Annotated in this window: 18 protein-coding genes and 2 pseudogenes; 10 read left to right on the top strand and 10 right to left on the bottom strand. The window is 60.2% G+C overall.

Annotated features, from left to right (window positions below; genetic code table 11):
• Positions 1 to 131: 131 nt before the first annotated feature.
• The 4 genes from BFL40_RS28030 to xylA form a co-directional block, all read right to left on the bottom strand.
• Positions 132 to 1,268 carry a sugar ABC transporter permease gene (locus BFL40_RS28030; RefSeq protein ID WP_071486981.1) on the bottom strand — a complete coding sequence of 379 codons (1,137 nt, stop codon included), beginning with the start codon at positions 1,266 to 1,268 and terminating at the stop codon, positions 132 to 134.
• Complete coding sequence (gene xylG / locus BFL40_RS28025) at positions 1,269 to 2,813, bottom strand: D-xylose ABC transporter ATP-binding protein (RefSeq protein WP_071487233.1); 1,545 nt, start codon at positions 2,811 to 2,813, stop codon at positions 1,269 to 1,271. It lies immediately after the preceding gene.
• Between the two features lie 5 nt (positions 2,814 to 2,818).
• Positions 2,819 to 3,820 (bottom strand): D-xylose ABC transporter substrate-binding protein, encoded by a 1,002-nt coding sequence (gene xylF, locus BFL40_RS28020; protein ID WP_071486980.1) that lies wholly within the window; start codon positions 3,818 to 3,820, stop codon positions 2,819 to 2,821.
• Positions 3,821 to 3,931: 111 nt separating this feature from the next.
• Positions 3,932 to 5,248, bottom strand: coding sequence for a xylose isomerase (gene xylA / locus BFL40_RS28015; RefSeq protein ID WP_071486979.1), 1,317 nt, complete (start codon positions 5,246 to 5,248; stop codon positions 3,932 to 3,934).
• A gap of 139 nt (positions 5,249 to 5,387) precedes the next feature.
• Here xylA and BFL40_RS28010 point away from each other — a divergent pair, with 139 nt between their 5' ends.
• Positions 5,388 to 6,563, top strand: a complete 1,176-nt coding sequence (locus BFL40_RS28010; protein WP_071486978.1) for a XylR family transcriptional regulator — start codon at positions 5,388 to 5,390, stop codon at positions 6,561 to 6,563.
• Here BFL40_RS28010 and BFL40_RS28005 read toward each other — a convergent pair.
• Together BFL40_RS28005 and BFL40_RS28000 are read right to left on the bottom strand one after the other, a co-directional pair.
• A complete protein-coding gene (locus BFL40_RS28005; RefSeq protein ID WP_071486977.1) occupies positions 6,560 to 7,825 on the bottom strand; it encodes a carbohydrate porin in 1,266 nt (421 codons plus the stop codon). The two genes, BFL40_RS28010 and BFL40_RS28005, sit on opposite strands and share 4 nt — an antisense overlap.
• Before the next feature lie 53 nt (positions 7,826 to 7,878).
• Positions 7,879 to 10,287, bottom strand: a complete 2,409-nt coding sequence (locus tag BFL40_RS28000; protein ID WP_071486976.1) for a glucose/quinate/shikimate family membrane-bound PQQ-dependent dehydrogenase — start codon at positions 10,285 to 10,287, stop codon at positions 7,879 to 7,881.
• A 215-nt stretch (positions 10,288 to 10,502) separates the two neighbouring features.
• Between BFL40_RS28000 and ltnD the strand changes: the two genes are divergently transcribed.
• From ltnD to otnI, 5 genes are all read left to right on the top strand, one after another.
• A complete protein-coding gene (ltnD, locus tag BFL40_RS27995; protein ID WP_256254497.1) occupies positions 10,503 to 11,477 on the top strand; it encodes an L-threonate dehydrogenase in 975 nt (324 codons plus the stop codon).
• A gap of 10 nt (positions 11,478 to 11,487) precedes the next feature.
• Positions 11,488 to 12,780, top strand: a complete 1,293-nt coding sequence (gene otnK, locus BFL40_RS27990; RefSeq protein WP_071486974.1) for a 3-oxo-tetronate kinase — start codon at positions 11,488 to 11,490, stop codon at positions 12,778 to 12,780.
• Positions 12,777 to 13,421, top strand: coding sequence for a 3-oxo-tetronate 4-phosphate decarboxylase (otnC, locus tag BFL40_RS27985; RefSeq protein ID WP_071486973.1), 645 nt, complete (start codon positions 12,777 to 12,779; stop codon positions 13,419 to 13,421). Before otnK ends, otnC begins: the two co-directional genes overlap by 4 nt.
• Positions 13,422 to 13,518: 97 nt before the next feature.
• The gene (locus tag BFL40_RS27980; protein ID WP_071486972.1) at positions 13,519 to 14,979 is read left to right on the top strand and encodes a GntT/GntP/DsdX family permease; all 1,461 of its coding nucleotides are present in this window, start codon (positions 13,519 to 13,521) and stop codon (positions 14,977 to 14,979) included.
• A 15-nt stretch (positions 14,980 to 14,994) separates the two neighbouring features.
• A complete protein-coding gene (gene otnI / locus BFL40_RS27975; RefSeq protein WP_071486971.1) occupies positions 14,995 to 15,777 on the top strand; it encodes a 2-oxo-tetronate isomerase in 783 nt (260 codons plus the stop codon).
• Between the two features lie 942 nt (positions 15,778 to 16,719).
• On the opposite strand, the gene BFL40_RS27965 is transcribed toward otnI, so the two are convergent.
• The 3 genes and pseudogenes from BFL40_RS27965 to BFL40_RS34675 all read right to left on the bottom strand — a co-directional run.
• Positions 16,720 to 17,541 carry a DeoR/GlpR family DNA-binding transcription regulator gene (locus tag BFL40_RS27965; protein ID WP_071486969.1) on the bottom strand — a complete coding sequence of 274 codons (822 nt, stop codon included), beginning with the start codon at positions 17,539 to 17,541 and terminating at the stop codon, positions 16,720 to 16,722.
• Between the two features lie 105 nt (positions 17,542 to 17,646).
• Positions 17,647 to 18,183: pseudogene (locus BFL40_RS34680) on the bottom strand (methyl-accepting chemotaxis protein); the annotation flags it as partial.
• A 327-nt stretch (positions 18,184 to 18,510) separates the two neighbouring features.
• Positions 18,511 to 19,590 (bottom strand): annotated as a pseudogene (locus BFL40_RS34675) (HAMP domain-containing protein); the annotation flags it as partial.
• 508 nt (positions 19,591 to 20,098) lie between these two features.
• On the opposite strand from BFL40_RS34675, the gene BFL40_RS27955 reads away from it, so the two are divergent.
• From BFL40_RS27955 to BFL40_RS27940, 4 genes are all read left to right on the top strand, one after another.
• Complete coding sequence (locus BFL40_RS27955) at positions 20,099 to 20,950, top strand: hypothetical protein (RefSeq protein ID WP_174555569.1); 852 nt, start codon at positions 20,099 to 20,101, stop codon at positions 20,948 to 20,950.
• A gap of 2 nt (positions 20,951 to 20,952) precedes the next feature.
• On the top strand, positions 20,953 to 21,993 hold the full coding sequence (locus BFL40_RS27950; RefSeq protein WP_071486967.1) for a GGDEF domain-containing protein: 1,041 nt from the start codon (positions 20,953 to 20,955) through the stop codon (positions 21,991 to 21,993).
• Between the two features lie 22 nt (positions 21,994 to 22,015).
• Positions 22,016 to 22,204: a hypothetical protein gene (locus BFL40_RS27945; RefSeq protein ID WP_071486966.1), complete on the top strand. Its 189-nt coding sequence runs from the start codon at positions 22,016 to 22,018 to the stop codon at positions 22,202 to 22,204.
• Between the two features lie 156 nt (positions 22,205 to 22,360).
• A complete protein-coding gene (locus tag BFL40_RS27940) occupies positions 22,361 to 24,487 on the top strand; it encodes a TonB-dependent siderophore receptor (protein ID WP_071486965.1) in 2,127 nt (708 codons plus the stop codon).
• A 307-nt stretch (positions 24,488 to 24,794) separates the two neighbouring features.
• Here the strand turns inward: BFL40_RS27940 and BFL40_RS27935 are convergent, their stop codons facing one another.
• Positions 24,795 to 25,517, bottom strand: coding sequence for a FadR/GntR family transcriptional regulator (locus BFL40_RS27935; RefSeq protein WP_071486964.1), 723 nt, complete (start codon positions 25,515 to 25,517; stop codon positions 24,795 to 24,797).
• Between the last annotated feature and the right edge of the window lie 11 nt (positions 25,518 to 25,528).

Here is a 25,528-nt window from a genome sequence, read left to right as displayed (position 1 = left end):
AGGCATAAGTGCGTGGTTTTACAAGTTCCCGAGAACGGTTCGCTTTGAGACAACCCGTCTCAGGGGCAGACCAATCCGTTCCGCCTTCGGCAGCACTGTCTCCAATGGCTGTAAAAATGCAGTTCAGCGTTTCAGCGTCGCCCGGCCCGCGTACTCACGTCCACCCACACCGCCAGCACCAGAATGCTGCCCTTGACGATCATCTGCCAATAACTGTCCACATCCAGCATCGACATCCCGTTATCCAAACTGGTGATCACCAACGCTCCGAGCAACGCGCCGTACACCGTGCCCGAACCACCACGCATGGACGTACCGCCGATAAAACACGCCGCGATGGCGTCGAGTTCGCCCATGTTGCCCGCTGAGGGTGAGCCGGCGGCGAGGCGGGCAGTGTTGACCATGCCCGCAAGAGCGCACATCACGCCCATGATGCCGAATATCCACAATTTCACCGCCTGCACGTTGATACCCGACAGGCGCGTGGCTTCCATGTTGCTGCCCACGGCGTAGACGCGGCGGCCGAATACGGTTTGGCTGGTGACGTAGCTGAATACGCCGAGCAGCACCAGCAGCAGCAATACCGGCACGGGGATGCCGTCGTAGCTGTTGAGGGTGGTGACGAACCCGGCCAGCACCGCGCCGATCAACGCCACACGCAGTAGGTCACGCACCAGGGCGTGCGCGGCCAGGCCATGGAGGGCGCGGTTGCGTCGCTGTTTCCAGGTCAAAAAAAGCGTCAAGGCGAATAACAATACGCCGAGTCCGACGCCGACTGAGTGGGGTAAATATCCCTGACCCACGTACACCAGCGACGGCGAGACCGGCGCAATGGTCGTGCCGCCAGTGATCCCCAGCAAAATCCCGCGAAACGCCAACATGCCACCCAGGCCGACAATGAACGACGGGATACGCAGGTAAGCCGTCATATAGCCGTTGGCGAGGCCGATCATCAAACCGCACAGCGCCACCAGGCTCAGGTTGGCCAGCAATGGCATGTGATAAACCACATCCAGAATCGCTGCCAGTCCGCCGAGTAATCCCAGCAACGACCCGACCGACAAATCAATCTCGCCGCTGATGATCACCAGCACCATGCCGCATGCCAGGATCCCGGTGATCGACATCTGCCGCAGCAGGTTGGACAGGTTGCGCGGCGTCACGAATCCGCCCTCGGTCTGCCAACTGAAAAACAGCCAGATGAACGCCACGGCGATCACCAAGGCGAGCATTTTGTAGCGGGTAAAAAGATGTTTGACCTGATTCATCTACGCGGTCTTCCGATCGTTATTGTTATGGCTAAGCGCGGCGGCAAGCACCTGTTCCTGGGTCAGGCCCTGGTTGACGAAATCCCCACGCAGTTGGCCTTCGCCGATCACCAGCACGCGGTCGGACACCCCCAGTACTTCGGCCAACTCCGAGGACACCATGATGATCGACACACCTTCGGCCGCCAGGGCGTTCATCAACTTGTAGATCTCATACTTGGCGCCCACATCCACCCCGCGCGTGGGTTCATCGAGGATCAGTACACGCGGTTTGGCCATGAGCATTTTCGCCAGCACGGCCTTTTGCTGATTTCCGCCGGACAGGCTGGTGATCGGCAGAAACGGGCTGGCGGTTTTGAGGTGCATGCGCGCGATTTGTTGGTCGATGCTGCCCAGCTCGGCTTCGGCGTCGATGCGGGTCAGGTGGGCGTAGGTGTCGAGTACGGCCAGGGTGATGTTCTGGCCCACGCCCAGGTCAGGGATGATGCCTTGGCGCTTGCGGTCTTCGGGCACCATGCACAGCCCGGCGCGAATCGATTTGAGCGGCGTGCGTGTATCGATCACCTGGCCTTCCAACCAGACTTCACAGCTGTAGCGGCCTGGGTAGGCGCCGAACAACGCCGACACCAGCTCCGTACGCCCGGCGCCCACCAGCCCTGCGATGCCGAGGATTTCACCGCGCTTGAGCACGAACGAAATATCGTCCACGCGTTTGCGCTTGGGGTTGTCGACGTCGTAGCAGGTGACGTTGCGCGCCTCGAAAATAACCTCGCCGATCTCATGGGGCTCAGTAGGGTAGAGGTTGCTCATTTCCCGGCCGACCATTTGGGTGATGATCTGCGGGATATCCATATCGGCCATGGCAGTGGTCGCGATGTGTTTGCCATCGCGAATCACCGAAATGGTGTCGCACACCGCCGCCACTTCATCGAGTTTGTGGGAGATGTACACGCAGGCCACGCCCTTGGCCTTGAGGCCCTGGATAATGTCGAGCAGTACCTCGATTTCCGAGCGGGTCAGGGCCGAGGAGGGCTCGTCGAGAATCAGCAGGCGCGCCTGTTTGTTGAGGGCCTTGGCGATTTCCACCAATTGCTGGTAGCCACCGCCGTACTGTGACACCGGCAGCGCGACGTTCATGTCCGGCACTTTGAGTTCGCGCATCAGTGCTTCGGCCCGATGGATCATCGCCGGGTAGTTCATGCGCCCGCCTGGTAGCGTCAGCTCATGGCCCATGAAGATGTTCTCGGCCACCGACAGGTCGGGCACCAGGGTCAGTTCCTGGTGAATGATGACGATGCCGGCGGCCTCGGTTTCGCTGATCGATTGGGCTTTGAGCGGCTGCCCGTCCCAGAGGATTTCACCCTCCCAGGTGCCGTGCGGATACACCGCTGACAGCACCTTCATCAAGGTCGATTTACCGGCACCGTTCTCACCGCACAGGCCGACACATTCCCCCGGCCGCACGTTGATATCGATGCCATTCAGAGCGTTGACACCGCCAAAGGATTTGACGATGCCGTTCATTTGCAACAGGTAGTCGGCCATGACGATCACTGCCCGGCAATCTGCTCTTTGGTATAGAACCCGTCTTTCTCCAACAGGTCGATATTGGCCTTGGTCAGTGGGGTCGGCGTGAGCAGGATGGTGTCGACTTTTTTGCTGCCATTGTCGTATTGCGAGCTGAAGATGGGTTTCTCGTTACGTGCCAGTTGCACCGAGAGCTTGGCGGCTTCCGAGGCGATCAGCTTCAGCGGTTTGTACACGGTCATGGTCTGGGTGCCATCGATCACGCGCTTGACGGCCGCGAGGTCGGCATCCTGGCCGGAGATCGGCACCTTGCCCGCGAGCTTTTGTGCGGCCAGGGCCTGGATTGCACCGCCGGCGGTGGCGTCGTTGGAGGCGACGATGGCGTCGATTTTGTTGTTGTTCCGGGTCAGCGCGTTTTCGACAATGCTCAGGGCTTCGGTAGGGTTCCATTCCTTGACCCACTGCTGGCCGACAATCTTGATGTCGCCCTTGTCGATGGCCGGTTGCAGCACTTTCATCTGGCCTTCGCGCAGTACTTTGGCGTTGTTGTCGGTGGGGGCGCCGCCGAGCAGGAAGTAATTGCCCTTGGGCGCTGCTTGCAGCACGCCGTTGGCCTGCATCTCGCCGACTTTTTCGTTATCGAAGGAGATATAGGCGTCGATATCGGCGTTGAGAATCAGGCGGTCATAAGACACCACTTTGATCCCGGCCTTCTTGGCTTCGGCGACCGCATTGGTCAGTACCGTCGCGTTGAATGGCACGATAACGATCACGTCCACGCCACGGGAGATCAGGTTTTCGATCTGGGAAATCTGCTTCTGCTCGTTGGCATCGGCGGATTGTACGAAGACTTTGGCGTCGAGCTTTTCTGCCGCCGCAACGAAATAGTCGCGGTCGCGTGACCAGCGTTCCAGGCGCAGATCGTCGATGGAAAAGCCGATCTTCGGGTGGGCGGGGTCGGCCATGACCGGGAGTGCGAGCAGGGCCAGGGCAGTGGCGAGCAGGGTACGTTTGAATGACTTCATGGTGGTGCGTCCTTTTATTGTTGTTGGAAAGACACAGCGTGATGCCGGTAGAACTGTAGAGCGTCCTTCGACGCTCTGTGCACAGATTTGTCGCGCAAATGTCACAGCGCTTCAGCCATAGATATAGCGGTTGACCACACCCTCAAGCATCTCCTGGCGACCACTCACGGCCTGTGGGTTCAGCGCGTTGGCGAAGGCGTGCTCGGCCAATGATTCAAGGCTGAACTCTCCCGCCAGCACCGCCTGGCCCAATGGCTTGTTCCAGCCTGCATAGCGCTGGTCCTTGAACTGCTGCAAGCGGTCGTTTTGCACCATCGCGGCGGCGCGTTCCAGGGAGAGGGCGAGCACGTCCATGGCGGCCACATGGCCGTGGAACAGGTCGACATCGTCCAGGCTTTGGCGCCTGACCTTGGAGTCGAAGTTGTACCCGCCATTCTTGAAACCACCGGCCTTGAGGATTTCGTAGGTGGCGAGGGTCATCTCCTCGACGCTGTTGGGGAATTGGTCGGTGTCCCAGCCGTTCTGCGGGTCGCCACGGTTGGCGTCGATGCTACCGAAGATCCCCAGCGACACGGCGGTGGCGATTTCGTGATGAAAACTGTGCCCGGCCAGGGTCGCGTGGTTGGCCTCGATGTTCACCTTGATCTCGTGTTCCAGGCCGAACTCATGCAGGAAGCCGAACACCGTGGCGCTGTCGTAATCGTATTGGTGTTTGGTCGGCTCCTGAGGTTTGGGCTCGATCAGCAGGTCGCCCTTGAAGCCGATTTTGTGCTTGTGCTCCACCACCATGCGCATAAAGCGCCCGAGCTGCTTGCGCTCGCGTTTGAGGTCGGTATTGAGCAGGGTTTCATAACCTTCACGACCGCCCCACAACACATAGTTGGAGCCCTTGAGTCGCAAGGTTGCGTTCATTGCACTGAACACCTGGGCGGCGGCGTAGGCGAACACTTCCGGGTCCGGGTTGCTGGCGGCGCCGGCGGCAAAACGTGGGTTGCTGAAGCAGTTGGCGGTGCCCCACAGCAACTGGATGCCGGTTTGCTCCTGGTGGCGTTCCAAGTGGTCGACCATCTGCGCGAAGTGGTTGCGGTACTCCTTGAGCGAACTGCCTTCGGGGGCGACGTCCGTGTCGTGAAAGCTGTAGTAGTCGATGCCCAATTTAGAGAAAAACTCAAAGGCGGCTTCGGCCTTGCCGATCGCCAGCTCCATCGGATCACCGCTGCGCAGCCAGGGGCGCTTGAAGGTGCCCATGCCGAACATGTCCGCCCCCGGCCAGACAAAGGTGTGCCAATAGCAGGCCGCCATGCGCAGGTGCTCTCGCATGGGTTTGCCGAGGATGAGTTTGTTGGCGTCGTAGTGGTGAAAGGCGAGAGGGGAGTCGCTGCTGGGGCCTTCGAAGCGAATCTTCTCGACACCGGGGAAGTACGGCATGGCGATTTCCTTATTGTTCTTGGCGGTGTCTCGATACTAGCAACGGCACCTGGCCTGCCGATTATGAAAATCACCAAGGCGTAGTGCGATTTTGAGTGACGAGGTTTAGTCTGTGGCGACCGGCCTCAGGATAAAAACAATGAAAACCCTACCGCCCGTCCACCGCATTGCCCTGTTGTTCAACGGCAGCAAAATCTACGACCGCGGCATCATCACCGGCATCGGCAATTACCTGAGCAGCACCCGCGCGTCCTGGGATTTATTTCTCGAAGAGGATTTTCTGTGCCGCCTCAGAGGCATTGAGCGCTGGCAGGGCGACGGCATCATTGCCGACTTCGACGACCCACTGATTGGCGAGGCGTTGGCTGGGATCAAGCTGCCGGTGGTGGCGGTGGGTGGTTCCTACGAGGATGCGCGCGCCTATCCCAAAGGCATTCCGTATGTGGCCACGGATAATTACGCGTTGATCAAATTGGCTTATGAACACCTGATCGAAGCCGGCCTGACCCGCTTTGCCTGTTTCAGCCTGCCGCCAGCCGAGGCCAATCGCTGGGCTCAGGAGCGCGAGAAAGCCTTTCGCCGCCTGATGCAGCGTGATGGTTTGCACGTCGAGGTCTATCGCGGCCTGGGCACCAGCGCACCGTTGTGGGACAGCGCGGTAGAGCAGCAGATCGCCTGGCTGCAAAGCCTGCCCAAACCCATAGGCATTATTGCAGTCACCGATGCCCGCGCCCGGCAATTGCTGCAAGCCTGCCTCACCGCCGGCATCTCCGTGCCGGAAGAAGTGGCGTTAATCGGCATCGACAATGACCCGCTGACCCGCACCCTCACGCGGGTGCCGCTGAGCTCGGTGGTCCAGGGCACCGAGACCATGGGCCGCACGGCGGCAGCGCTCCTGCATCAGATGTTGCATGGCAAACCCGGCACGGGCACGCAGATCCTCGTGCCGCCGGATGCGATTAACGTGCAGGCGTCCAGCTTGCATCAGCCGTTGGGCAACCCTTATGTGATGCAGGCGCTGCTGTTTATCCGGCAGTACGCTTGCCAGGGCATCAAGACCGCCCAAGTGGCGGCCTATGTCGGCGTGTCGCGCTCATCCCTGGAATCACACTTTCGCAAGGTACGCGGTTGCAGCGTGCACGATGAAATCCTGCGCTTCAAACTCGCCGCCGCCGCCAAGGGCCTGGAAAACCAGGCCCTTGCGATTGCCGACATTGCTACGAGTTGCGGCTTCAAATCGGCGCAGTACCTGCACACGGTGTTTCGCCGCGAGTTCGGGTGTACGCCGCGCGAATATCAGCAGGGCACGGCTTAGAACGTGGCCTTGACCTGCAAACCCAGCACCAACGCATTGTCGATGTTCTTCCCGGAAAACGCCCCCGGCTCGATGATGTATTGCACATCCGGGCGCAAGGTCAGCCAAGGCGTGGCCTGGTAGCCGTAACTGAGCTCGATCAACTGCTCGGCATTGTTCAGGTTTGGATAGTCCGTTCCTGCGTTAAACGCCGCCAGTTCCTGCACATCACGGCTACGCGGGTTCGGCACTGCACGGCCATAACCCAGGGCGACGGTATCGCGTGGTCGACCTTCGAACGGCTTGTACAGCACCACGCCTGCGCCATACCACTGGGTGAACGGCGAGGCGGCTTCGCTGGCGGCCGAGTATTGGCCGAAGGCATGCAGAACCCGGCCCTGGGATGATTGTGAGGCCCACACTGCCTGGTCGATCAGCAGGTAGTGACCGCCACGCCCGCTGACCTCCTTGTTGCTGTCGACACGTTTGACGTTGGAGCTGTCGTAGTAATACCCGAGCTTGTATTCACCCGGCAGCGTGCCCGCGTGTTTGTAGACCAATTCGATGGGCACCACGGTGCCGGTGGTGTGTTTTGGCTCCAGGGTCCAGGCGCGGCTGGAGTTGCCATTGCTCTCGGGGTCGACATTAAACGCCGCCACGCGCAGTTGCCACGACGGCGAGAAGTCGTATTTCACCCGCGCACCCAGGCGCGCGTTCGGGTAGTTGGTCCAACCGCTGCCGCCAGACATGTTCAGCGGGTGCCCGCAGAAACTGGCGTTCATGAAATTGCACAGGATGCCGCTGTCCAGGCCGCCGAGGTCATTACCCATGGCCATGTAGCCGAGCTTCACGTTCAGCGCCGGGGTAAACAGCGTGCGCTCGTAGCTCAACTCGGTGAGGCGGGTGTAGAGGCCACCGTAGTTTTCCTGGATCGGCAGGCGGTTGCCTACCAGGTCCTCGGAGGCGCTTTGGCCGCGACGGTCGTTGATGGTGATCTGGATGCGATCGCCGTTGGTCAGACCGTATAGCTTGCCGAGGTCGAATTGCACACCCAGCTTGATGTTTTGCGAGTAACGCGCCGCGCGGTGCAGGCCACCGTCGGCGTTGTAGGCGGTCTCGCCGCTGTAATCGCCGGTGAAGCGTACGCCTTGCTCGTCGAGCTCACGGCGCAGGCCGCCCCAGTCGCCGGTCAGGGTGGTGTCATCGGCTTGTACGGGCAGGGCGGCACCCAAGGCCAGGCCCAGCAACAGGCGCCCAAGGGATGTATGAGAGGTGGGGGTCATGCGGGGTCTTCCAAGCAGAAAGCGCGGTGCGGGGCACCGCGCGTAAAAGGGGTTTATGGCAGGGCGTAGGCGATCACGTAGTCGCCACGGTCGGTCGACTGGCGCGCACCGCTGGCGGTGATGACGACGTATTGCTTGCCGGTTTTGGGCGAGACGTAGGTCATCGGGCCGCCTTGGCTGCCGACGGGCAGGCGGGCTTTCCAGATTTCATCACCGTTGCCGCTGTTGAAGGCGCGCAGGTAGAAGTCCTGGGTGCCGGCGATAAAGATCAGGCCGCCCTGGGTCGACAGGGTGCCACCGAGGGTCGGCAGGCCGATTTTGATCGGCAGGTGCATGCGGATGCCCAATGGGCCGGTGTCTTCCACGGTGCCGACCGGCACTTGCCAGGCGATTTTCTGGGTCTTCATGTCAATGGCGGTCAGGGTGCCGAACGGCGGCGCCTGGCACGGGATGCCTGCCACGGACAGGAAGCGGTTTTTGTTCACCGCGTAAGGCGTGCCTTTGAGCGGCACGGCGCCCATGCCGGTGTTCAGCGCTTCACCGCCGGACGAGGACTGGGCCTTGTTCTGCGACGGTATCATTTGAATCCACAGGCCCAGGCGCATGTCATTGACGAAAATAAAGCCGTGTACCGGGTCGGTGGAAATGCTGCCCCAGTTCATGCCACCCAGGGAACCCGGGAAGCTCAGCGATTTATCGGTGCCCGGCGCGGTGTACAGGCCTTCGTAGCGCATGCCTTTGAAGTCGATGCGGCACAGCAACTGGTCGTACGGTGTGGCACCCCACATGTCCGATTCGGTCAAGGTTTGCGCGCCGATCTGCGGCATGCCGACCGATTTAGGCTGGGTCAGCGAGTAAGGTTCGTTGGGGATGTTCGCGGCCTTGACCGGTACTTCCTTGACGTCGGTCAGCGGCTTGCCGGTGGCGCGGTCGAGTACATAAATCTGCCCGGCCTTGGTGCCGATCACCACCGCCGGTACTGCCTTGTCGCTGCCCGGCGGGGTGAAGTCGATCAGGCTTGGCTGCATCGGCAGGTCGAAGTCCCACAGGTCATTGTGGACGGTCTGGTACACCCATTTTTCGGTGCCGGTGGAGGCGTCCAGCGCCAGCACGGAAGCGCCGTATTTGTGGTTTAGCTGGGTGCGTTCCACACCGTAAATGTCGGTCGACGAGCTGCCCATCGGCAGGAATACCGTGTTCATCAGCGGGTCATACGACATTGGCGCCCAGCTGTTAGGCGTACTGCGCACATAGGTGCTGCCGGTTGCGGGAGCGTGTTTATCTTCAGGGTTGCCCGGGTCGAAGGCCCAGCGCATTTGGCCGCTGATCACATCAAAACCACGGATCACGCCGCCCGGCATATCGGTCTGCACGTTATCCGCCACGCGACCACCGACCACCACGGTGGTGCCGGCGATCAAGGGGGCCGAGGACAATTGGTAGTAGCTGTCCGGGACATCGCCCAGGCCGGCTTTCAAGTCCACTTGGCCGTGAGTGCCGAAGTCTTCGCAGAACTTACCGGTGTCGGCATCCACCGCGATCAGGCGCGCATCGATGGTATTGGTCAGCAGGCGACGCTGGCATTGCGCACCGGCCGCAACGTTGGCGGCAATGATCGGCGAGCTGTTCGGCTGGGTAGGCTGGGCGATCGGCGCGGTGGCGTCGAAATACGCCATGCCCCGGCAGCGCTGCCACACCGCCGACTTGGCGTTGACCTCATTCTTCCACAGCTCTTTGCCGGTGTCGGCGTCCAGTGCGATCAGGTTGTTGTGCGGCGTGCAGATGAACACCTTGTTGCCGATTTGCAGGGGCGTCAGTTGGTCTTCGGCACCGTTGCCGTCGCTGATGGCCACGTCACCGGTGTGGTAGGTCCAGGCGACCTTGAGCTTGTTGACGGTGTCGCGGTTGATCTGGTCCAGCGCGGCAAAGCGGCTGCCGCCTTCGGTATTGCCGTAATGGGTCCAGTCTTTCTGCGCGTCGGCCGGGGCCACCGGCGTGAGGCCAGGGCCGTTACCGGTCGGTGCGACGCTCGGGTGTGCGACGAACATATTGCCCGCCGCCACCGCCACGCCTACCGCCAATACGGCGGCAACGCCATAAGCGCCGCGTGCAGGCTTACCGGCCAGCAGCGGATACACCAGCGCCACCACCATGCCGATTGCCGCAAACATGAACAGCCGCGAGAACAGTGGCCAGAACACCATACCCACATCCGCCACCGCCCAAACGACCGTGCCGACCAGGAACGCCGCAAACAACCAGGCACCGGCCGGTTTGCACCGGGCAATCAACAGACCGGAAACGGCCATCGCCACGCCGCCGATCAGGAAGTACCAGGACCCTCCCAGGCCGACCAGTTTGGCGCCACCGACGGCCAGGGCCACGCCGAGCAGGGCGATGACGACGCCCAGGCCCAGCAGGAGAATTCTTGAGGCGCCAGCGGCGCGCGATGCTCTATTCATGTCGACAGGACTCGAAGGTGAGTGGCAAAGCCGGGATTTTAGCAAGATAAGTAACTGGTTAGTACATAGTTGCGATGCTACCTAAGTATTAGGTGGATGGGCAGTGGTGAGTTAAGCAGAGGGTGAAGTTTTTTCCGGGACGCGTTGGGTCAGACGATGCAATGTTAAAAAATGTTAGATTGAAAAAATACTTCACATAATACGATCATTGGTGGATGATCAGTCTCAATTCCAACGCGGCTCGCCGGTGTGGTGCCAGCCGCCGTTTTCCCCTGGAGTACCCCATGAATAATAAGAATGTCGGTGTAGTTGGTCTGGGCGCGATGGGGCTGGGCATTGCCCGCTCGCTGTTGCGTGCAGGCTTTAATGTGCATGCCTGTGACGTGCGTGACGCCGTCACCCAGCAGTTTGCGGGTGAGGGCGGAGTGGCGTGTACGACGCCGGCGCAGATGGCGGACGCCTGCGATGTGATCATCACTGTGGTGGTCAACGCCGAGCAGACTGAAACCGTATTGTTCGGCGAAGGGGGCGCCGCCGCCGCGTTGCGTCCCGCCAGCCTGGTGATCGGTTGCGCCACTGTGGCGCCGACTTACGCCGTGGAGCTGGGCCAGCGCCTGGCTGACCAAGGCCTGCTGTATCTGGATGCGCCGATTTCCGGCGGCGCGGCCAAGGCTGCAGCCGGTGAGATGACCATGATGACCTCCGGCCCGCAAGCCGCCTATGCCAAGGCCGAAGCCGTACTGGCCGGCATGGCGGGCAAGGTTTATCGGTTGGGCGATGTGCATGGCCTGGGCTCGAAAGTCAAAATCATCAACCAGTTGCTCGCCGGGGTGCATATCGCGGCATCCGCCGAAGCCATGGCCCTGGGCCTGCGCGAAGGGGTGGACGCCGACGCCTTGTACGAGGTCATCACCCACAGTGCCGGCAACTCCTGGATGTTCGAGAACCGCGTGCCGCACATTCTCAAGGCCGATTACACGCCGCTGTCGGCGGTGGACATTTTCGTCAAGGACCTGGGCCTGGTACTCGATACCGCCCGTGCGAGCAAATTCCCGCTGCCGCTGTCGGCCACTGCGCACCAGATGTTCATGCAGGCTTCCAGCGCCGGTTTTGGTCGCGAAGACGACTCGGCGGTGATCAAGATTTTCCCGGGCATCAACCTGCCGACTGCCAAGCCCGAGCCTGTTTGAGGAACGCTGCATGACTAACCCTACCGCACGCCCATTGCTGGGCTGCATCGCCGACGATTTCACCGGCGCCACCGACCTTGCCAACATGCTCGTACGCGGCGGCATGCGCACCGTACAAAGTATCGGCATCCCCAGTCGCGAAGTGGCGGCCGGGCTGGATGCGGATGCGATTGTCATCGCCCTGAAGTCACGCACTACGCCGGTCGCGCAGGCGGTCGAGGAGTCCCTGGCCGCGTTGGAATGGCTGCGCGAGCAGGGCTGCGAGCAGATCTTCTTCAAGTATTGCTCGACCTTCGATTCCACCACAGCCGGCAACATCGGCCAGGTCAGCGAGGCCTTGCTCAAGGCGCTGGGCAGCGATTTCACCCTGGCGTGCCCGGCGTTCCCGGAAAACGGCCGGACGATTTTCCGTGGGCACCTGTTCGTCCAGGACCAGTTGCTCAACGAGTCAGGCATGCAGCACCACCCGTTGACGCCCATGGGCGACGCCAATCTCGTGCGTGTGCTGCAAAGCCAGACCTCATTACCGGTCGGGTTGCTGCGTTACGACGTTATTGCCGGTGGCGTTGAGGCAACCCGCAAAAAGATTGCCGAACTGCGCGAACAAGGGGTTGGCATCGCCATCGCCGACGCGCTGTCGGATCAGGACCTCTACACCCTGGGCAGCGCCTGCGCCGACTTGCCGCTGCTCACCGGTGGCTCGGGCCTGGCCTTGGGGCTGCCGGGCAATTTCCGTCGCGCCGGTAAACTGCGTGATTTCGATGCGGCGGCACTGCCGACGGTCAGCGGTGGCGAAGTCGTGTTGGCCGGCAGCGCGTCGGTGGCGACCCTCGGCCAGGTCGCGGCCTGGTGCGAGGCGGGGCGCCCAGCGTTGCGCATTGATCCTTTGGCGTTGGCCGCCGGTGAACCGGTGGTGGCACAGGCCCTGGCGTTTGCCCGTGACAGTGCGCAAACCGTATTGATCTATGCCACCAGCACCCCGGCCGAGGTCAAGGCAGTGCAGCAACAGCTCGGCGTCGAGCGTGCCGGAGCCTTGGTGGAGAACGCCTTGGGCGAGATCGCACATGGCTTGCGCCAGCAGGGTGTGCGGCGCTTTGTGATCGCCGGCGGGGAAACCTCAGGCGCGGTGGTCAAGGCCCTCAGTGTCAACCTGTTGCAGATTGGCGCGCAGATTGATCCAGGCGTGCCGGCCACGGTGAGCAGTTCCGCCGAACCCCTGGCGCTGGCCTTGAAATCGGGCAACTTCGGTGGTCGCGATTTCTTCGCCAAAGCCCTCAAACAACTGGCTGGAGGTGCCCAATGAGTGGCGCCAATGAGCAGGCCCAGCGCGAAGAAATTTGTGACGTCGGCCGCAGCCTGTACCAGCGCGGCTACACCGTTGGTAGCGCCGGCAACATCAGCGCACGCCTCGATGATGGCTGGCTGATTACCCCCACTGATGTCTGCCTTGGGCGTCTTGAGCCTGCGTGTATTGCCAAGGTCAACCTGAAAGGCGAGTGGGTGTCCGGCGACAAACCGTCAAAGACCTTGGCCTTGCACCGCCAGGTGTATGACCGCAACCCAACGGTCGGCGGCGTGGTGCACACCCATTCCACCCACTTGGTGGCGCTGACTCTGGCCGGGGTATGGCGCGCGGACGATATCTTGCCGCCGCTCACGCCCTATCAGGTGATGAAGGTCGGGCACATTCCGCTGATCGGCTACCAACGTCCCGGTTCGCCCAAGGTCGCCGAGCAAGTCGCGCAACTGGCCAACCGTGTGCGTGGGGTAATGCTTGAGCGCCTGGGGCCGGTGGTTTGGGAAAGCTCGGTGGCCAAAGCCAGCTACGCGCTGGAGGAGTTGGAAGAAACCGCACGGCTCTGGTTGATGAGCAACCCCAGACCCGAACCGCTGAATCAGGCTGCATTGGATGAACTGCGCGAGACGTTCGGCGCGCACTGGTAACCCGTAAACCGACACTGCAAGCACTGCTGCGAGAGCTTGGTACGGCTCTCGACGGGACCGGCTTGCATAAAAAACAATAACAACAGGACATTTTCGAATGAGCCCACTGATTCTGATGTTGACCGCCGGCGCGGGTATCGCGCTGCTGCTGTTCCTGGTCCTCAAGTATAAATTCCAGCCATTTGTCGCGCTGATGCTGGTCAGCATCGTGGTGGCGCTGGTGGCCGGGGTGAAACCGGCTGATCTGGTGGCGACCATTGAAGGCGGCATGGGCAAGACCCTTGGCCATATCGCGATCATCATTGCCCTGGGCGCGATGATCGGGCGGATCATTGAGCTGTCCGGTGGCGCCGAGGCCTTGGCCAAATCGCTGATCGAGCGTTTCGGCAACAGCCGTACGCCGCTGGCGTTGACCATCGCCGGGTTCATCATCGGCGTGCCGGTGTTCTTTGAAGTCGGGGTGATCATCCTGATGCCGCTGGCCTACGGCGTGGCGCGCCGGGCACGCAAGCCGTTGCTGGTGTTTGCCTTGCCGATGTGTGCCGCATTGCTCACGGTGCATGCGTTCCTGCCGCCGCATCCGGGGGCCGTGGCCGCTGCCAGCCAATTGGGCGCGGACCTGGGTCGGGTGTTGATGTTCGGCCTGCCGATTACCGCTCTGCTGTGTTACATCGGCTACCGCGTGGCGGGGCGCATGACTCGGCGCTTCTACCCGATGACCGACGATATCCGCGCCGAAGTCTATGGCCCGCACGTGACCAACGAAGACTTGAAAGCCTGGACCAACGGCAACCATCAGGCAGCGCAACAGGCTGCTGTGGCCGAGTCCCATATGGGCCTGGAAGAGTCCACCAGCGCGATTGCCGCCAAACTGCCGCCAGCCCCCGCGCCAGGTTTCGGCCTGATCGTCAGCCTGATTCTGCTGCCGATTGTGTTGATCCTGCTGGGGACGCTGGCCACCTCGCTGCTACCCCTCGAATCAACCTTGCGTGGCGTAATGACGGTGCTCGGCGCGCCGTTGGTGGCGCTGCTGATCGATACGTTGTTGTGCGCCTGGTTGCTCGGTTCGCGACGTGGCTGGAGCCGTAGCCAGGTCTCGGACGTGATTGGCTCGGCTTTACCGGGTGTGGCCATGGTGATCCTGATCGCCGGCGCCGGTGGGGTGTTCGGCAAGGTGCTGGTGGACACCGGGATCGGCGCGGTAGTCTCTGACATGCTGCGTACAACCGGTTTGCCGGTGCTGGCCCTGGGCTTTTTGCTGACCATGTTGCTGCGTGCGGTACAGGGTTCCACCACCGTGGCGCTGGTGACCACGGCCGGGATCATCAGCCCGCTGATCGTCACCCTCAACCTGACGCCCAACCACCTGGCGCTGTTGTGCCTGGCCATGGGCGGTGGCGGGCTGGCGATGTCGCATATCAACGACGCCGGTTACTGGATTTTCACCAAGCTTGCTGGGCTCAACGTTGCGGACGGCCTGCGTACGTGGACCGTCATTACCACCTTGCTCGGCACCTTGGGTTTCGTTATCACCCTGCTGATCTGGCCTTTTGTCTAACTCTTGGGAGCCTATATGCCTCGTTTTGCTGCCAACCTGAGCATGCTTTACCCGCAACATGAATTCCTGGATCGCTTCGCCGCCGCGAAAGCCGATGGTTTTGATGCGGTGGAATATTTGTTCCCTTATGACTACAGCGCTGAGCTACTCAAGCAGCGCCTGAGTGATAACGGCCTGGTCCAGGCGCTGTTCAACGCACCGCCGGGCGATTGGGCTGCGGGGGAGCGCGGCATCGCCACGTTGCCGGGGCGTGAGGCCGAGTTTCGCATCGGCTTCGACCGCGCCCTGGAATACGCAGCGGTGCTCGGCAACGACCGCGTACATGTGATGGCGGGCCTGTTGCCCTCGGAAGCCCTGCGCCAGCGCCACCACGCCGTGTACCTGGAAAACCTCGCCTACGCCAGCGCCGCTGCGGCCAGGGTCGGTGTCACGGTCTTGCTGGAGCCGATCAACACCCGTGACATGCCGGGCTTCTTTCTGAATCGTCAGGACCAGGCCCACGCCATCCGCCGCGAAGTCGGCGCGAGCAACCTCAAGGTGCAGTTCGATTGCTACCACTGCCAGATCGTCGAAGGCGACTTGGCCACCAAGCTGCGCCGCGACTTTGACGGCATTGGTCATATCCAGATTGCCGGTGTACCGGATCGGCACGAGCCGGACTTGGGCGAGTTGAACTACGCGTACCTGTTCGAGCTGATGGACCAACTGGGCTACGACGGTTGGGTCGGCTGTGAGTACCGGCCAAAGGGTGATACCTCGGCTGGGTTGCAATGGTTGCGGGACTGGAAGGTGCGCTGAGCTACGTCGGACCAAACAGCGATAAAAATGTGGGAGTTGGCTTGCCTGCGATAGCCATAGGTATCTACACAGCTCTTGGCGCTTGGCCATTTTCTTTAGGTAGATTTTTGAGTACATATCCGTTGTTTTGGTCACGGCCGCTATTGGTTCCGCTCTTACAGCGGGTCACTTTTGAAAGGAGCCCAAAAGTAACCAAAAGGCTCTTGCCCCACCACTCGGCACCTCGCTGTGGCTCGGTGTGCCCGCACGCAGGCTTGAATCCGTGGGCCGCCGCGATGGGCCATCCTTGGCCCAGCGCGGCTAACCCGGCGTCCTGCCGGGTTACCCACGGATTCAAGCCTGCGTGCGGCCAGCGTGGTTAATGGGGCGCCTGAGATCAAGATCAACAGCAGATCAAAAGCAGAGCACGGCGGCCTGAAAGCCGACCTGAGTGGTGTGGAGCAAAGGCCAGATCAGAAGCAGGGCAGATTGCAGTTTCCCTGATGTATGGAGATCCAAATGTGGAAGCGGGCTTGCCCGCTCCCACATGTTTTACCGCTTTTGATCTACACCACTCAGGTCGGCTTTCAGGCCGCCGTGCTGTTGATTTTGATCTTGATCTTAGGCGCCCCGTTAAACCACGCTGGCCGCAAGGATGCCGGTTTAGCCGCGCGGGGCCAGGGATGGCCCATCGCGGCGACCCGCGCAGCCGTGCCGGAGTGCGGGCACACCGAGCATTAGCGAGGTGCCGAGTGGTGGGGCAAGAGCCCTTTGCTTACTTTGGGCTGGGCCGGCATTCCGGCTTTTCCAAAGTGAGTCGCCGTAAGGGCGAAACCATAAGCCGCCGTTACCCAAACAACGGATATGTACTCAGCGGCCCCGCGACAACCACAAAGCCCAAGCCATAAAAAAGATGTGTAGATACCTATGCTGCGATAGCGCAAGGTCAGCTTGCAACTGGGATCAAGCCAGCGGCGGATCGCTTGGCAGCATCAATTCGATGCCGCGCTTACGGATGCCATCTGCCGCCGCCGGGGCCAGGTCGTCGTCGCTGATGATCACGTCGAACGGCTCCAGCCCGGCGATGCGGTACATGCTGAACGTGCCGTACTTGGAACTGCTCGCCACCAGCACCACTTGAGCGGCTGACTGCATCGCCACTTGCTTGACCTCGACCTTCAGCGCCGAGGGTGTGGTGATGCCGCGGTGCAGGTCCCAGGAACTGGTCGACACAAAGGCGATGTCCGTCACCACCTGGCGCAAGGTCGCCACGGCCAGCCCGCCGACGGAAGAATGGTTGTCATGATCCAGTTGGCCGCCGGTGTGAATCACCGTCACGTGCGGCGTGTCCATCAGTGCCTGCACGATTCCGAAATCGTTGGTCACCACCGTCATCCCCGACAGCGCCTTGATGTACGGCACGATCTCCAGCGTGCTGGTGCCGGCGTCGAGATACACCGTCATGTCCGCGTGCAGCAGTCGCGCCGCCAGGCGTGCCATGGCCTGCTTTTGCGGCAGTTCCACCACGGCCTTGGATTGATGGCTGGGCTCGCTGTGCAACTGGCTGGCGATCCTTACCCCACCGGTGACGGAGTACGCCCGGCCTTCCTGCTCCAGCAGTGCGATATCACGGCGCACGGTCATGTGCGAGCAGTCGAACATCTCCATCAACTGGTGCACGCTCATCACCTGATGCTTGCGCAACTGTCGCAGGATTTGTTCGCGACGCTGCTCGGGAATCATCGGTGCGCTGCTGTCGTGGGCAGTGTCCTTGGCGTTGGGCATTAAGGCTCCGGATCGGCTTGGCTATGGGCGGGAAACTGTTGCACATAGTAGCGAATACACGGGGCCTTCGCCTGCTTCCCGCAGGCGAGCCGAGGTGGATGTTGCCTAGAACTTGAACCGGCCTACCAAACCCTTGAGCTGACCCGAAATATCCGTCAACCGGCCCGACCCGGTCTGCGCCGAGTGGGCAAAGCCTTCGACCAACTGCGCATCGGCATGGATCTGCGCGATGTGCCGGTTGATCTCTTCGGCCACTTGGTGCTGTTCTTCGGCGGCGGTGGCGATCTGAGTGTTCTGGTCGCGGATCGAGTCCACCGAGCCGCGGATTTTGTCGAAACTGTCGCGGGCTTGCTGGATGCGTTCCACGCTGGTGTGCGACACCAACAGGCTGCCTTGCATCTGCTGGGTGACTTCCTGGGTACGGCGGGCGAGGTTGCCCAGCAGGCTGTCGATTTCACCGGTGGAGTCGGCCGTACGCCGGGCCAGGGCGCGGACCTCATCGGCGACCACGGCAAAGCCACGGCCCTGATCACCGGCGCGTGCGGCCTCGATAGCCGCGTTGAGCGCCAGCAGGTTGGTCTGTTCGGCAATCGAGCGAATGGTGTCCAGGATGGTGTTGATGTTCTTGCTGTCCTGCTCGAGCAACTGCATGGTCTGGGTCGAACGCTGCAAGTCTTCGCTCAGTTTGAGCACGCTGCCGGTGGCTTCGCCGATGTGCTGCTGGCCGTCGTGCACATCGCGGTAGCCTTCGTCGGCACTCGACGCAGCTGCGCTGCAGGAGCGAGCGACTTCGTTGGCGGTGGCAACCATTTCGTTGAAGGCGGTGCTCACCAGCTCTACCGCTTCACGCTGGCGCCCGGCGGCCTGGTTCATGTTGTGAGCGACTTCGCTGGTATCGGCGGCGGCAGTTTGCAGGTCGGAGGAGGCGCTGCCGATGCGCTGCACCAACTGGGCGATCATGCTCAGGAACTGGTTGAACCAGCCCGCCAAGCTGGCGGTTTCGTCTTTGCCCTCTACCTTGAGTTGGCGGGTGAGGTCACCTTCACCTTCGGCAATCTCTTGCAGGCCATCGGCGACACCGCGAATCGGGCGAACGATCACCCGCGCGAAGCTTGCGCCGACAATCGCAAAGATGACGGCCAATACCGCCGCGATGGCGGCGATCAGCCAAGTGAGGCTCGAGGCTTGAGCCATCACTTCATCGCGTTTGATCAAACCGATAAAGCGCCAGCCCAGATCTTTTGAACTGACCACGTTGGCCATGTAGGTCACGCCATTGATGTCGATCTGGCTCACGCCATCACCGCGCTTGGCCAACTCGGCGTAATTGGCGCCGAGGTCGGCCAGGGGCTTGAAGTTGTGCTTGGCATCGCTGGGGTCCACCAGCACATTGTCGTTGGCTTCGACCAGCATCAGGTAGCCGCTGTCGCCAAGCTTGATGTTCCTCACCAACTCGGTGAGTTGCTTGAGCGATACGTCCAGGCCGACCACGCCCAGCACATTGCCGGTGGCATCGGTGACGGTGTGCACGGTGCCGATCAGCGACACATCGTCCGGTGCCCAGTAGTAGGCGCCGGTGCGAACGGTCTTGCCTGGTGCTGCGATGGCGGCCTTGTACCAAGGGCGCACGCGTGGGTCGTAGTTGTTCAGTTTGGTGTCGTCAGGCCAACTGGCGTAGCCGCCGTCGCTCAAGCCCAGCGACAGGTAGGCGGTGCTGGGGTGGCTTTTGGCGAACTGGTCGAAAATCTCCAGCAACTGCTGGTTTGTTTCCGTGAGGGGGATTTGCGCGGCGTCGGCACCGGCATAACTCTTCAGACCTTTGGCCGCGACAACGCGCGGGTCCTTGGCCACGTATTCGACGTTCTGGCTGATGCCGTCGAAGAACTGCTTCATGCCATTGTCGATCTGGCGGATCTCGCGGCCACTGCTGTCGAGGAAATTGGCCAGGGCCCCCTCGCGCAGGTTCAGCACGACGAGTACGGCCACCAGGATCACCGGCACGCACGCGATGGCGGCAAATGCCCAGGTCAGCTTCTGCTTGATATTCATGACTTCTCCCGCGGGTATTTATAATTTTGGCAAGGGGAAAAACGGTAGCGGTGAGCGTCGCATGTGTTGTTATGAGGGAAGCGGCCCATGCGTACTCCCGGTGTATCGACTGGAGGGGTAAGCACTTGAGGCCGAAAGAGTCATTAGAACGCGGTTCAACCGATTCTGCCGTCCGCGCTGCATCGACGAGGGGTTCGCTCATCCGTTTTCTGATGCGGCGGTATTTTTGAATAAACCTGATTGTTCGGTTAGTTATTTCAGTACAGGCGGTGCTGAACTGTAAAAAAATGCGTCGTGAAGTGTATTTGAAATATTCAGGGCATAAGTGATGAAGTGCCTGGAACAACTTTGGTAGCGATGGTGTGCCGTGCAACAATCACTGTACATTGCGCCCAGCGGCAAAGCGCCATCACTGGCCGTGTTTACGACGTGATTTGTTTGGGGACCTGGCCACAGAAACGGTGTGGTCGAGATCAGTGGGATAAAGTTGGTTGATCGGGGCTCTTTCATGCACGTCAGTTCGTTGAAGTTGGCTATTGGTAATGCGGCGGATGCACTCGAGCGCAATGTGGAGTTTGAAAGTTGTATTCGAACGCATTACAGCGTTCTTCTGAACACTTATTCAAAAAGGCCGTTTTTCTACAAGAGTGCCCTCAAGTACAGCCGTTTGATGGTGTCCTTTACACTATTAAGTGATTACTTCTCCAAGTCGATACCGTTGCTTTGCGATGTGAAAGCGTTTTGTGTGGCGCGCAGGTATTGCTCGAGAAACAGCCTGGAGTCGGTCTTTCTACTGTTCAGGGCGTTGGGTTTCATGGCGGTAGGCACCCATACGGAGGACAGTCGCTTCAGAGTGTACGCGCCCTCCGATGAAGCCTGCCGGGAAGTCCGGCTGATGCTGACCTCCATTACCGACGCACTGGCGCTGATGTGCCCTGAGAAGGCCCATTTTCGAAACATGCGTGAGTTGGATGATCGAGAATTCCTGGCCCTTTACTTCAAGGGCTTCTCGCACATTCTGACCGCTGATCTGACCGTTGATGTGTTGTTGCCGGAGTGTTATTGGCTGGTGAAGCGAGACGCAGGGCACATGTTGATGCTGGCTATCTATAACGACGCCTTTGTGCCAGGAAATGATCGAGCAACGTTCAGGTCATCTTCCTATCTTGCCTTGGCCCAGCAACTGTCAGTGTCGAAAACTCACGTTATTCGAATGGTTCAGGAAGGCGTCGAGAAGGGCTACTTTAAAGTGCATTCCAAAACTCAATTGGAAGTGCTGCCTCCTTTCGCCTGTCTGGTAAGACGCTTTATGGCATTTTCATTTGCAGTCGGCCTGCAAGCTATTGAAGGGGAAGGGTAGGGATGCCTACGAACTTGAAGTTGAGGCCCAGGATGCGCCGGTTACTGTCACCGGCGGTCACGCAAGCCGAATGGATAGGGGTCATTGCCTGGGTGGGGGTGTTGTTGATTCACCCGGCAATGGAATTTGATATTTACATAACGGTTATCACGCTTAGCTTGTTGGTTGTTTGCCGCCTTCACCACCTCACTGCGAATTTTTTCGTGTGGCGGGTTTTGGGTGTCGTCTATGTGGTCCTGTTGTCCGCAGGTTTTGCCTATGTCATCCGCCTTCACGGGGAGTTGCGTATTTTCGGCTTGCCGCTCGCGGTCACCCTGGTGGTCAGCAGCGCCATCCTCTTTATCAGTGTTCAGGATTATCTATTTTCCGCCACATTGGTCTGGCTGATCTTGTGGCCACATATGCAGGCGGATATTTACGGCGAGGCGCAGATCTACCTGTTCATTTTTTGCGTTTCTTCGGTGTCCATCGGTTTTATTTTGAATTTTTCCTACTTGAAGAGCCTGCGCTCCGTGCTGCTGGTGGAGAGTGAGTTTCGAGTGTTGGCGGAGACTGATTACTTGACCTCCATCTTGAATCGGCGTGCCTTCATGCAAAGTTTCGAAAAGCTGATCACCAGCGACCAAAACGGTTACTTCATGATGTTGGATATCGACAGTTTCAAACTAAAAAACGACCTGTATGGCCACGATGTGGGCGACAAGATTCTATGTGCCATGGCCGCATGCCTGAAAACCACCCAGGGCAGCCACAGCTTTGGAAGGATCGGCGGGGAAGAGTTCGGCGTGTTGCTGCTGGGCGATGATCCGGCGTTCGCCTGCGATTTCGCACTGAGACTGTTGCAGGCGATTCGGCGCAGTGTTGCGGTGCCGCACAACTACACCTGCAGTGCGGGAATAGCGCAATTTTCGGCGGGGGCCGATATGTCCGCGGTGCTCAAGAGCGCGGACAGGAGCCTGTATGGCGCCAAGCATCACGGCAAGGATTGCGCGTATCTGGAAGGTGAACTTGTCGACCCGCGGGTGCGCGCGGCGACTCAATGAACGCAACTATTCAGGGGATACTATGAAAATCGAACTCGAGAACGTCGATTCACCTCAAGGCTGCCTGTTACGGCTGGGCAATTTGAGTTTGATGTTCAGTACCCGGACTGAAGCAGAGCAGTTTGTCGAGCGGCTTCAAGGACGGATTGAAGCGGTTCAGTTTGGTGTGCCGCCCGTTACCGAGGCTGCTCTGGAGTCCGATGCAGAGTGATCAATCTGTGTAGATACTGAAATCTGCACATAGGGATAAATTCCGAAACCTTAAATGAGAACGCATATCAATTGGTTGTGAGTTGGTATACCCTGCGCCGCACAATAATTGGCAGATATGCCGCTCCATCTGGCTCATTTACAAGGTTTCTCACCCATGCGTCGTACCCTGGTTTCCCTTTGTGTGCTTCAGGCGTTTTCCCCCTTCAGTTGGGCAGAAGTCGAGTCGGTTGAAAAAGCCAGTCTCGAGTTGCAAGCGACCAGTATTACGGGCACTGCGGACTATGAAACGGCACAGGGGCCGGTGCAGGGCTACCACGCCACTCGCTCGGCCAGTGCGACGCGAACCGACACCTCGATTCATGAAACCCCACAATCCATCAGCGTGGTGTCCAAGGCGGTGGTCGAAGACATCGGTGCCACCCGCCTGCAGGACGCGTTGGACTACGCCGGTGGTGTTGGTCGCGCGAACAACTTCGGCGGACAAGGGCTGACTACCTTTACCGTGCGCGGCTTCACAACCGGCGAGTTTTACCGCAACGGTTTTCCGATCAACCGGGGTTACCCGAACATGCCGGATGCCAACACCATCGAACGTCTGGAGGTGCTGCGCGGACCCGCGACCATGCTCTACGGTCGAGGCGATCCCGGCGGTACCTTCAACGTGGTGTCCAAGCAACCCCAGGCTGAGCGCAGCGTGACCTTGGGTAGCCAGTTGGATAACCAGGGTATGCGCCGTGGCACGCTTGACGCCTCCGGCCCACTGGACGAAGAAGGCCGCCTGGCCTATCGCCTGAACGTGGTGGGTGAGGGCGGCGACACCTTCCGAGATCATGTTGAAACCGAACGCTACGGCGTGACGCCGGTGTTGAGCTGGCAAGCGAGCGATGACACCAAGGTGATTTTCGAAGGCGACTTCATGCGCAACAATCACCCGTTGGACCGTGGCCTGACGCGCTATACCCATCAACAGGGTACCGCGTCGCGCGATACCTTCTGGGGTGAAAAAGACGCCGGAAAACTGCACAACGACAACAACATGGCCCAACTGCGTTTCGAGCATTTGCTCAACGACAACTGGACCCTGGGCGGCGGTTTCCAATGGCTGGAGGGCTCCTTGCAAGGTAACGCCGTTGAAGCCAACAGTTTGGCCGCCGACGGTCGAACCCTGAGCCGTAACTTCAACTACCGCAAGCTGGAGTGGACCGACAAAGACACGCAGCTCAATCTCACTGGCCATTTCTCCACCGGTAGTTTCGATCACACCTTGCTGACGGGTGTCGAGTTTGAAGACTACGACTACAAGTCGATCATCCAGCGCTCCAGCGGCGCGGCGGGCACCTATGCCATTGATATTTTCAACCCGGTCTACGGCCAGCCACGCCCGGTGCTTACGCGCACGCCGACTCACGACAAGGAAAACCTCAAGACCTACGCCGCGTTTGTCCAGGATCAGGTGGCCCTGACCGAGCGCTTGAAAGTGCTGGCGGGGGCGCGATTCGAGCGGTTCGAGCACGACTATCACACCTACGTGCCTGGCGGGAAAAGCTGGGACGCCAGCGACAACGCCGTCACCCCGCGTGTAGGCGTGATCTACGATCTCACCGAGACCGTCGCGGTGTACGCCGACGCCGCGCGCTCGTTCAAGCCCAATACCGGTGCCAGTCGCCAGGGTGGTGGTTTTGAGCCGGAGAAGGGCAAGTCGTACGAGATGGGCATCAAGTGGGAAGCCCTTGATCGACAGTTGAGCGTCGATGCGGCGATCTATCAGATCGAGAAGAAAAACGTGCTTACCACCGATCCGGTGGATTCGGCCTTCAGCGTCGCAGCCGGCCAGGTCCGCAGCCGAGGCTTGGATCTCAACGTTGCTGGCAACATCACGCCTGAATGGCGCGTGATCGGCGGGTATGCCTATGTGGATGCCGAGGTCACCAAGGACAACAGCATCCGCGTCGGTTCGCGTTTAGCCAACATCCCACGCAATAGCTTCAGCCTGCTCAATGTCTATGAGTTCCAGGACGGCACGCTTAAGGGTTTGGGTGTGGGCGCAGGTGGCAAGTACGTCGCCGAACGGGTTGGTCAAACTTCCAACACTCCGTTCTCGATGGATGCCTACACGGTGGTGGACTTGCTCAGCTACTACAAGGTCAACGAACAGGTGCGGCTGAACCTCGATGTGAAGAACTTGTTCAACCGTGACTATGAAGAGGGCGCGTTCGGTAACGTGTATGCGTATCCGGGTGAGCCGCGCACGGTGCAGGTAGGGATTTCCTACACCCTGTAACCTGGTTAAGCCGGTCGCAGGATGTGCCTATCCCCTTTGGGTTGGCCGTTTTTTCGGTAGATTGGGTGCATATCCGTTGCTTGGGTAACGGCTGCTATTGGTTTCGCTCTTACAGCGACTTACTTTGGGGCTTTTCCAAAAGTGACCCGCTGTAAGAGCGGAACCATACGCGGCCGTTACCCAAAAAACGGATATGTACCCAGCGGCCTAGCGACAACCACAGAGCCCAAGCCATAAAAAAGAGATATAGACACCTATGCCGCAATGAGGGACGTGTCAGTCGCCGCATAGTCTGACTGCCCCAGCGTCAAAGCGGCGTCAGCACATTCATCACCGTATCCAGCGCAACCCGCGTGTCATCCAACTGCACCAGCGATGCATGCCGGGCGCCGAGGGCGTCGCGGTTCTGGATCGCGGTGAGGATCGCTTTGTGCCGAGGCAGGCTGAGACCCTGGATATCCGGGCGGCGGTTGGTGATATTGATCGACTCGCGCAGCGGCAGCGACAGCATATTGCACATGTAGGCGAGCAGGTCGTTGCGAGTGGCCTCGGCAATGGCACGGTGGAAGTCCAGGTCGGCCTGCAACAGGGCGTCGTGGGTCTTCGCGGTTTCCATGCCCTGGTAGGCTTTCTCGATGGTCGCGATGTCTTCATCGGTGGCGGTGGTTGCGGCCATCGCGGCGATTTCCGGCTCAAGGATGCGGCGCACCCCGGCCAGGGTGTTGAAGAACTCACTGTGGGGCGTGGACTGCATCAACCAGGACAGCACGTCCGGGTCGAGCAAATGCCATTTCAAGCGAGGTCGCACCACCGCACCGACCCGTGGCTTGGAATACACCAGGCCCTTGGCGCTGAGCACTCGCGTGGCCTCCCGCAACACCGAGCGGCTGACCTTGTATTCCTCGCAGAGCGTGGCCTCCAGGGGCAGTTTTTCTTCAGGCTTGAAGCGACCGGAAACGATGTGCATGCCCAAGTCCTGAACGATCTGGGCATGCATGCTCTTGCGTGGCTTGGGCGGCTGGTGATCCATAACGAAAGGGA

This window comes from Pseudomonas costantinii (assembly GCF_001870435.1).
Lineage (GTDB): Bacteria > Pseudomonadota > Gammaproteobacteria > Pseudomonadales > Pseudomonadaceae > Aquipseudomonas > Aquipseudomonas costantinii.
This window is presented reverse-complemented; position numbering and strand designations above follow the sequence as displayed.